The organism is Ensifer sp. SSB1 (assembly GCF_016652895.1).
Classification (GTDB): Bacteria; Pseudomonadota; Alphaproteobacteria; order Rhizobiales; family Rhizobiaceae; genus Ensifer.
In genome coordinates, this window is sequence record NZ_JAEPRP010000122.1 from 13328 (window position 1) to 22700 (window position 9373).

Sequence of the window (9373 nt, forward strand, 5' to 3'; positions counted from 1 at the left end):
TTCCGCTTGGATCAGATCACTGCTGAATTGTTCCCGCCTTCACAGATTCCCTATCCCATCATTCTGGCGCGAATCCTCGGCGCACTGATCTTTGGTGCAGTCATTGGCTTTGAGCGTGAGGCAAAGGCACGTCCGGCGGGTCTAAAGACGCACATGCTCGTCTGCCTTGCTGCCTGCGCGTTTGGCATCATTTCGCTGGAAAGCGTCCGGCTGAACGGCCTCTTCGACGACCGTGTCCGTATCGATCCGCTGCGGGTGGTGGAGGCTGTGACCGCAGGTGTCGCATTTCTCGCCGCCGGCACCATCGTGCTTTCCAAAGGTGAAGTTCAGGGGATAACGACCGGTGCCAGTCTCTGGCTCGCCGGAGCTATCGGCATTGCGGTGGGTTTCGGTCACTGGATCGTCGCCGGCCTTGCCGTCGCCTCCGCCTTCTCCGTCCTCTTTGTCATCGGTTCTTTCGAGACGCGGGCAACGCGGCACGAAAAGCCGGATGTGGCACCGCAGGACCGGGCGAGCAACAACCACACCAAGCGCTAGCAGTGGCTGCCATGTGACGAGATCGAACGGGCGTCGGTCCACCAACTTGAGCCGCCGGTTACGTGAGACATCAGGTCGGTCGGGTGGCGCAGCGTGCGTCCGATTGCCGGTCCTCGAGAACGTCGAGCCACGCGCCAAGTGTGGTCTGCAGCAAATCCGTTCGGCAATTCATCTCGGAACCGCTAATGTCGATGTAAGCCTGTACCAAGGAAGGTTCGATGGACTCCACCGGTTCTCTTGCCGCCAAGCTGCTGTCGGCGACGCTGTTGTTCGACCAGACCTCTTTGGCCGCCTTGGAGGCCCTGGCCGCCAACTCGGATCGTAGGATCTTGCGTCGCGGCGAGGTTCTCGTGCGAGAGGGAGACCGGTCGGACCGCTTCTTCGTCGTTCTGTCGGGTCGTTTCACGGTGATCCGCGAGGGTGTTCTTGAGCCTGTTGCCGAGATTGGCCAAGGCGAACTCGTCGGCGAAGTCGGCTTCTTTGCTGCGCTGCCGCGCATTGCCACCGTCGTTGCGGCGCGTGATTCCATCGTACTCGAAATCCGCGACGACCAATTCGAAAGGGCCGCCAAAGCACTGCCCAGCCTGCGCCAGTCGGTGACGACGTTTCTCGCGCGACGGTTTGCGATGCAGTCTCCGCCGCCAACGCAGATCCGGCAGCCCTGCAAGCTTCGGACGCTGGCAATTGTTCCTGCCGGCAGCAGCCGGATTTCAGCTGATTTCATAGCGCAGTTCCGCGCCGCATTTGCATCGGACAAGCGGATCATCTTTCTGGCCAAGGGAGAACTCGAGGACCGGTTCGCCAACTTGCCGTTCGACGACCAAGCCGTGCTGGATTGGTTGAACCATCTCGAAGTCAAGGCCGATGTCATTGTCTATGTTGCGGATGATGAGCCGAGTGACTGGACGCGCGTATGTATTCGCCAGGCCGACAACGTCCTGTTGTATGCCGATGCTTCCGACCCGCCTGACCTCAGCCCCTGTGAAGCGTTGGCGCTCTCGGTCCATGCGCCATCCAACCTTCGGCTGGTGCTCGTTCATGGGAAGCGCTCCGCAACGGTCTCCGGAACTGCCGCATGGCTCGACATACGGCCCGGCGTGCGCCAACACCACCACGTTTCCTTGGAAGATCAGTTGGATCTCGAACGCCTGGTCCGCTTTATCCTGGGTGAGGCGAGAGGCTTTGTCGCAGCCGGCGGGGGCTCGCTCGGCTGCGCGCATATCGGAGTCTACAGGGCGTTTGTCGAAGCAGGAGCTTCCTTCGACTATCTCGGAGGGACCAGTTCGGGCGCCGCGATCATGGCTGGCTTTGCCAGCGGACTGGACGCCGACGAAATCGACCGGGGTACACACCTCATCTTTGTGAAGAGCCGTGCGTTTCGCCGTCTCACCCTGCCGCAGTATGCGCTGCTCGATCACAAGGTGCTCGACCGCACGCTTCAGGCCGAATATGGCGATATCCTGATCGAGGACCTCTGGCTTCCGTTCTTCGCGCTATCGACCAATCTCAGCAGCCGGCTGGCATATGTCCACCGCAGGGGCAAGCTCTGGCAGGCCGTCAGGGCGTCGGGCTCGATCCCCGGCGTCCTGCCACCGTTCTTCACGGCCGATGGCGACATGCTGGTCGACGGCGCCATCATGAACAATCTGCCGCTGGAGCAGATGAAGGAACTCAAGACGGGACCCAACGTCGTCGTGAGCTTGGGGGCCGACGGGCCGAGGAGGCATCATATCGACTATGACAGCATTCCCGGGGCGTCCGAACTGGCGGTGCGAATGCTCACACCGTTTGGTCGTGCCAATCTGCCGAAGGTCCCGAGCGTGATTCAGGTGATCACGGCGAGCGTGTTGGCACACAGGCCGGAGGAGGTCATGCTCGGCGAGCGGGACATGCTCGTCTCGCCGCCAATTTCGAGCGCAATCGGTTTCATGGATTGGAGCCGGCATTCCGAACTTTACGTCAACGCCTATGACTGGACGAAACGCTGGATCGAGGAACGTCTTGGCGAGAACGACCCGAAGCTTCTCCAGGTACTTGGTGTTGCGGCGGGGCCGGGCCTGTCACAGGCGATAAGCAATGGTCTGGATCGGACTGCTTTGTAGTGGGGTGTCAATGATTGGCCGAAATCTGTGTCGGCGAAGCGCGATCGCCCCGGCGTTTCGGCGAATTTCATCGCTCATTCCGAATTGTCACTGTCCTCTTGCGGTTGTAGTATTTTAGGATAGCCTTGTGGGGGATTAGCCCGCATCGGCTATCCCGTTTGGAAGTGAGAAAGATCAACAAATAGAGAGACCTCGGACAAGAGGCGGCTCATATTCGAAAATGCTTCGTCCCCGAATTGGTATGCCGATCGGGTTCCCTTGGATGTACTTGCGGGACGTCTTTGGCTTGCGGCGCACGGCAACCGTGTAGTCCGATGTCACAGTGGTCCCATTTGCTTGAAGTGGATCGACGTGATGGCTGAGAATAAGAATGCCGGCGCACCTCCGAGTGCACAGGACCTCCGAATGCAGATCCTCCAGCGGGAAATGGAGGAGATGGACAAAGATCGGCGATTGAGGACGATTGAGGAAGAGAAACACGCCGACTTCGCCGCAGATTTCCTCAAGAAGCAGGTGACCGAGGAGGAGATCGCCATCGTTCGCCGCCTTGTGACGAACGCCGTCAAGGCCGGCAAGTTTGAAGCTATGGTTTATAGCTTCCCGTCCGAGCTATGCACCGACAGCGGCCGCGCCATCAACAGCGGTGATCGCGACTGGCCGCAGACCCTGCAGGGCAAGGCAAAGGAGTTCTTCGATCGCTATCAGCAGCACGGCAAGCCGCAAGGCTACAAGTTGAAGGCGATGATCATCAACTTTCCGGGCGGAGTGCCCGGCGACGTCGGGTTCTTCCTGAACTGGGCTCCGGACAAGGCCTGAGCATCACCGCCATCAGCGACGGAGTGAGCGGTGGCGGCGGCGGCACTACATTTCCGGTGCTCAGGGAACGATCGACCGTTTCGGTAAGCCCGCGCCTTTCCGCGCGGGCTTACGCGCTTTAAGCAACGTCAGGCACCGTTCTGCGAACGTGGTCGTCGTGCTCGAAGTCATCCGGTCGTTTCTGGCGTTTGCCGAGGTCCGGCTCGGTGAACTTCACGCGTTCGTAGGGGATCGAGGCAAGAATGTGCGAGATGCAGTTGATCCGCGCCCGCTTCTTGTCATCCGACGGCACGATCCACCAGGGGGCATACTCCGTGTCCGTCATGCGGATCATCTCGTTGTAAGCCCGGGTATAATCCCACCAGCGCTGATAGGACTCGACGTCCATCGGGCTAAGCTTCCACTGGCGCAATGGGTCGGCGATGCGCTGACGGAACCGGCGTTCCTGCTCCTTCTCGCTGACGTCGAGGAAGTATTTCAGCAGGACGATGCCGCTTTCGACCATTGCCGCTTCGAAGCGCGGCGCGAGTTCGAGGAAGCGCCGGGCGCTGTCTTCGGAGGTGAAGCCCATGACGCGCTCCACACCCGGGCGGTTGTACCAGGAGCGGTCGAAGATCACCACTTCGCCGGCTGCCGGCAGATGCTGGATGTAGCGCTGCATGTAGATCTGCGACTTTTCCCGCTCCGTCGGCGCCGGCAAGGCCGTTACCCTAAAGACGCGGGGGCTGACGCGCTCGGTAAGTCGCCGGATCACGCCGCCCTTGCCGGCAGCATCGCGGCCTTCGAAGATGATGACGATGCGGGCGCCGGTCTTCTTCACCCAGGCCTGCAGGTGTGCAATCTCTTCTTGCAGCCGGGCGAGCTCCTTGGCGTAGCCACCGGATGATCGCTCTTCTGCAGGTGCAGACGCTTCGGCAACCTTGTCGGCGCCGTTCTTGTCCTTATTCTTTTTCTTGCCTTCGTGTTTTCCCATCTGTCTCTCCCGTTTCGAAGTTTTGTGCTGTTCCCATGGCGTTGGAGTTCGCCACAGATTCCCCTTCCGGCACGTGGCTTTCACCGTACCGGGCTTCGTAAGCGTCGAGCGCGTCCTCCATGCCCTCGAAGATCATGTTGGGTCCGATTCTTTCGATGATGCCGGCTCGCTCAAGCAGGGCGCGGGCATCCGTGTGCAGTTCCGCCATGCCGAGCGTAATGTCGCGCGCCTTCAGTTCCTCGGCGAGATCCCCGAGCATCTCGGCTGCGGTGCTGTCGATCTGGGGGATCGCACTGGCATCGATGACCAGCCAATGCGCAGGCGGCGGCAGTTCGTCGGCGATCGCCGTCAAGCGCGCCCGCACATAGTCCGCGTTGTAGAAAAGCAGGCTGTCCTGGATCATGCAGGCGCCAAAGCCCGGCACCGGGCGTGCGTCCGGTGCTCGATGCAGCTTGTAGAAACCGTCCCGACCGGGGATTCTGCCAAGCATCGCGTCGTGCGGATACATGGTCTGCAGCAGCAGATAGATCAGCGTCGCGGCAATCGCGATGACCACGCCGTTCAAGACGCCGAGGCCGATCGGCCCCCAGAGCGCGATCAGCGCAAAAACGAACTCGATCCGGTTGACGCGCCAAATCCGCCTGAGGCCCTCGATGTCGATCAGGCTGAGTGCGGTCGCCGCAAGGATAGCGCCGAGCGCTGCGATCGGCAGGACGCGCAGAATGTTGCCGAGAAACAGGAGCACGGCCATCAGGGTCGCAGCGGCAACCAGGCTTGCGATTTGCGATCTACCACCGACAGCAAAGTTCACGGCGGTACGGGAATCCGAAGCGGTCACCGGAAACGCCCCGAACAGCCCGGCGGCGAAATTTGCTCCACCGAAGCCTGTCAGTTCGCGATTTGGATCGACACGATAGCCACCGAGCGTTGCGAAACTGCGCGCCGTGATGACACCGGAGCCGAAACTGACGAGGAAGATGGCGGCTCCGCCCGTCAGTAGGGTGTCAATCGGCAGGTTCCCGAGGCGCGGCAGGGTAAACGACGGTAACCCCTGCGGTATGTCGCCGACAACCGCCATGCCGCGCCCTTCGAAGTCGAAGAGAAAGGAAAGCAGCACGGCGACGAAGACGACGATGACCGGTCCTGGTATGGGCGATCGATAGATGCGGGCCACTTGCAGGAGCGCGAAGCAGGCCAAGGCAAATGCCAGGGTGGGCCAATGGATCGAACCGGCTTGGCGCAGAAGTTCGACCACCGGCGATATCAGACCCTCGGACTCAATGCTGACGCCGGTAAAACGCTTGATCTGCCCAACAAGGATCGACAGCGAGATGCCGGCGAAGAAACCGGTCAGGATCGGGCGTGACAGAAAGGTTGCCAATACGCCGAGCCGCACGAGGCGGGCAATCAGGCAAAGGATGCCGACGATCAGCGCCAGCAGCGCAGCCGCTGTCACTCGGTCGACCGTGGTGCCGGGCGTAGCGAAAACCGTTGTCAGAACCGCGGCCAGCACTGTCATCGTCGCAGCATCTGGTCCAACGATCAATTGGCGCGATGGCCCGAAAAGCGCGTAGGCGATGAGCGGCGTTATGCTGGCATAGAGGCCGGTTTCGGCGGGCAGTCCAGCTATGGCCGGGTAGGCGATGGCGCTTGGCAGACCTACGGCGGCAATGGCAAGTCCTGCAGAGATATCGTTGCGCAGCCAGCCGACACGGTAACCATCCAGGTTCGCGAGCAACGGCAGGCGAGGCAGATTAAACGGCATGCGTATGCCCCCGGACTATGACTCCTCCTGCCAACAACGATGCCGTGTCGAACGGGAGGGTCAAACGAATGGACCATAACATTGAGAATATTAGAGATGCAAAACTTTTCGTTTTGCCTAATCACGTATAATGCGCAAAAGTTGCAGCGACCACGAGGCCAAAGCCTCTACAACGTGTGCCGCATCTGATCTCGCCGTGCAGAGGCTTGTGACGGGCTCTCCGCCGCGCCGCCGCGGTGGATTTCGGCAGCCCGAGATTGCCTGATATCGTCGCGCGGACCCGCCCCGCAGCATAGCTGAGGGGCGGCAAGGGCGCGCACCTATCCCTTCACATATCCCAGACCCTCAACGATCTTTCCGTCCCGAACGCGCATGATGTTTACGCCGCGTACCCGGTCCGCTGCATCTTCGCTCCAGCGAAGTTGCCAGCGGATGATTCCACGGTCTTCGCTGGCCCATATGTCCTCTTCTTCGAAAACAAGGTTCGCGGTGGACGCAATCCCTTTCCAGAAATTGAGGCATGCCTCACGCCCTTCGTAGCGTGCTCCATCGGGGGCCGGCGCCGTGTTTTCGAGAACACAGCCTTCGCCAATCAGATCGTCGAGGTCTTCAGGGCGATGCTGCTGAAAAGCGGTGTTGAAACGCTCCATGAGCTTGCGGGTCATTTCGCTATTGGCGTTCATCTTTCTTCCTCGCTTTGTGAAATAGAGCCTCGCCCTCGAAGGGGTCCCGGCGCAGTCGGGTGCTGGGGGTAATGGCTCGAGCGTTGGGTCAATCCGGAAGCGGAGCCGACTGGCCCGGCAATTTCGAGTATCCCAGCGCTTCGACGATCCGGCCGTCGCGGACGTGCATCAGGTTGACGCCCCGCAGCGACTGGCCGTCGCCGAAGTGCAACCGCCAGCAAATGGTGGCACGGTCGCCCAGCGCGCGCGTTTCTTCGACTTCGAAATGGGCAACGGTGTCGCTGGCGAGGGCCTCCCAGAATGCAAGGCAAGCGTCGTAGCCTACGTATCGCGTGCCATCGGGGGCCGGCTGGATAGACTCCATCACGCAGTCAGGTGCGATCAGGTCTTTGAGTTTCGCGGGATCTCGATCAAGGAATACCCGGTTGAACTCCTCGATGACGCCGGCCGTTCCGTTCGTTTGCATAATTTCCTCAAATACAGACAGGTCTGTCTATGCAGCATACAGATCTGTCTGCTAGAGTCAACGACATGAACAAGACCGTCCCGCAAACCGATCCTGGAGCAAGTCCTGCGCGCCGCCGCCTGCTCGATACCGCAACCCGCCTTTTCTACGCCGAGGGCATCCGTGGCGTGGGCATCGATCGCATCATCGCCGAAGCGGGCGCCGCAAAGGCGACGTTCTATAACCACTTCCCGTCGAAGGACGATCTGGTTCTTGCCTACATCGAAGAGCAGGACCAACTGGGGCGGAAGGCTGTGTCAGAGCTGCCCAAGCAACCTCCGCTTCAGACGATCACGGTGATCTTCGGACGCATCAGCGCCGCCGTCGTCGGCGGGGATTATCGGGGCTGCCCATTCCTCAACGCAGCCGCGGAATACCCGGACGCGAAGAGCCCCGTTCGGCAAGCCATCAACGCCCAGCGCGCTTGGTTTCATGGTGTGCTCAGTAAACTTCTGGCGGCCGATGGCGACCCAGCCCCATCGGCCACCGCTTCTTTGCTGGTCGCGCTCTACGACGGCCTTCTCGAAATCGCATATCTGGATGATCCGGCGAGGGTTCCCGCCTTGGTGGAAGAGGCGCTTCGAAGGCTTCTGGCCCGACGCTAAAGTCGAGCCGTGCGCGTCGGCATTGTCTCGCGTGCCAGCCACGCGAGCCCCTGGAGCACTGGAACGATGCGCCAGCGACTGCGCGCGGCATCATTCCGTTGCTATGGAGGCACAAGATGTCCCACTCCACCGAACGGCGCAGTTCATGGAATGCCGGTTCGGAGTGACCGCGTTACACCTTGGGCATGACGCCCTTGTTGACGAGCCATGTCTCGAAGGTGCCCGGGCATCCTTCGTTGAGCCATCGTCCCCGATAGGAGAAACCGGGAGTGGCGCGCCATGCGCCGACGAATCCGTCATCATAGCGGCCGACAGCTACAATTGCCTTGTGCATCTTTCCGGGATGCTTCTTCTTGGACTTTGAGAATTTCACTGGATGCCCCCTACGCACTACAACCGTGAAGTCATAGCGTCTCACAGTGCACGCGCCCGTCAAGGATTAGACGGGTGCGTAAATCGGGTTATCGAGTGGTGAGAATGTGGCGCCTGTTCGATGGCTGCTGATGGAAGGCCGTGCCCCGACAGGCGTCGCTCGGCGCTATGGTCGCCCTGTCTCGACGACGCCTGAGTCGTACACGATCTTGCCGCCGAGCAGGGTCAGGACGGAGCGGACCGTATCGACCTCGTCCACCGGCATGGTCATGTAAGGTTTGTCAAGCACGGCAAGATCGGCGAACTTGCCCGTGGACAGCGTGCCGCGGTCCTCTTCCGCAAAGCCGATCCAAGCGGCGTTGCGGGTATAGAGGCGAAGCGCTTCCTCACGCGTCAACAACTGATCATCCGCCTTTTGCACCGTGCCTCCCAGCGAACGCCCCCTCAGGTGATATTCTATCGCCTGCCAGACGCCGGCGACGCCGATGCGAGTGGAGTCGGTGCCACCGGCCACCATGATCCCCTTGTCGATGGCGAGCCGCGTCGGTGGCGAAACTGCAGCGACCGCGGCACCGTTCGCTTCTCTGATGGCAGGAGCCTCGAAATACGGCCCCATCTGGACGGTGTAGGCGAGGCCCATCTTCTGCATTCGGTCGAGGGTTCGTTCCGATCCGGTGTTGAGGTGGGCGATCGACCACCTGAGGTCGTTGAGCGGGTGCGTCTTGTGCACCTCCTCGAAGACGTCGAGGATCGCGCTCGCGGCATCGTCGGTATAGGCATGGATCTCGACGGGGATGTGTCGTTCTGCAGCGAGCTGCGCGACTTTCAGCAGTTCGTCGCGGGCTTCCTTGGGCGGAGCGAAACCCGGCCCCATCTGCACGCCGTCGTTCATCGCAAAGACCAGGGATTCCCCAAGGCCGAGGAAGCTCAGCGTGCCGTCGTCGTGGACGGCGGGACGGAACGACATGATCTCGCGGAACCATTCAGCCTGTTTGCCGGGATGGGCCGCCGGAAT

10 protein-coding genes are annotated in these 9373 nt (G+C 61.0%); 4 read left to right on the top strand and 6 right to left on the bottom strand.

The window, feature by feature from the left end; genetic code table 11:
- The 3 genes from I8N66_RS25535 to I8N66_RS25545 form a co-directional block, all read left to right on the top strand.
- Window positions 1–537, top strand: a 537-nt coding sequence (locus I8N66_RS25535; RefSeq protein WP_365887842.1) for an MgtC/SapB family protein, incomplete at its 5' end; no start/stop codon positions are given.
- A gap of 218 nt (window positions 538–755) precedes the next feature.
- On the top strand, window positions 756–2639 hold the full coding sequence (locus I8N66_RS25540; protein WP_291159685.1) for a patatin-like phospholipase family protein: 1884 nt from the start codon (window positions 756–758) through the stop codon (window positions 2637–2639).
- 354 nt (window positions 2640–2993) lie between these two features.
- Window positions 2994–3455 (top strand): histidine kinase, encoded by a 462-nt coding sequence (locus tag I8N66_RS25545; protein WP_113540574.1) that lies wholly within the window; start codon window positions 2994–2996, stop codon window positions 3453–3455.
- A 118-nt stretch (window positions 3456–3573) separates the two neighbouring features.
- Here I8N66_RS25545 and ppk2 read toward each other — a convergent pair whose 3' ends face one another.
- The 4 genes from ppk2 to I8N66_RS25565 form a co-directional block, all read right to left on the bottom strand.
- Complete coding sequence (ppk2, locus tag I8N66_RS25550) at window positions 3574–4428, bottom strand: polyphosphate kinase 2 (RefSeq protein WP_113540573.1); 855 nt, start codon at window positions 4426–4428, stop codon at window positions 3574–3576.
- The gene (locus I8N66_RS25555) at window positions 4397–6193 is read right to left on the bottom strand and encodes a SulP family inorganic anion transporter (RefSeq protein ID WP_291159689.1); all 1797 of its coding nucleotides are present in this window, start codon (window positions 6191–6193) and stop codon (window positions 4397–4399) included. Before I8N66_RS25555 ends, ppk2 begins: the two co-directional genes overlap by 32 nt.
- A gap of 320 nt (window positions 6194–6513) precedes the next feature.
- Window positions 6514–6876, bottom strand: coding sequence for a nuclear transport factor 2 family protein (locus I8N66_RS25560; RefSeq protein ID WP_291159692.1), 363 nt, complete (start codon window positions 6874–6876; stop codon window positions 6514–6516).
- A gap of 88 nt (window positions 6877–6964) precedes the next feature.
- Window positions 6965–7342 carry a nuclear transport factor 2 family protein gene (locus I8N66_RS25565; protein ID WP_291159695.1) on the bottom strand — a complete coding sequence of 126 codons (378 nt, stop codon included), beginning with the start codon at window positions 7340–7342 and terminating at the stop codon, window positions 6965–6967.
- A gap of 65 nt (window positions 7343–7407) precedes the next feature.
- Between I8N66_RS25565 and I8N66_RS25570 the strand changes: the two genes are divergently transcribed.
- Window positions 7408–7986 (top strand): TetR/AcrR family transcriptional regulator, encoded by a 579-nt coding sequence (locus I8N66_RS25570; protein WP_291159698.1) that lies wholly within the window; start codon window positions 7408–7410, stop codon window positions 7984–7986.
- Between the two features lie 172 nt (window positions 7987–8158).
- Here I8N66_RS25570 and I8N66_RS25575 read toward each other — a convergent pair whose 3' ends face one another.
- Entirely contained in the window at window positions 8159–8359 is a 201-nt protein-coding gene (locus tag I8N66_RS25575) for a hypothetical protein (protein ID WP_162768941.1), read from the bottom strand.
- Window positions 8360–8524: 165 nt separating this feature from the next.
- Window positions 8525–9373, bottom strand: an 849-nt coding sequence (locus tag I8N66_RS25580; protein ID WP_291159702.1) for an amidohydrolase family protein, incomplete at its 5' end; no start/stop codon positions are given.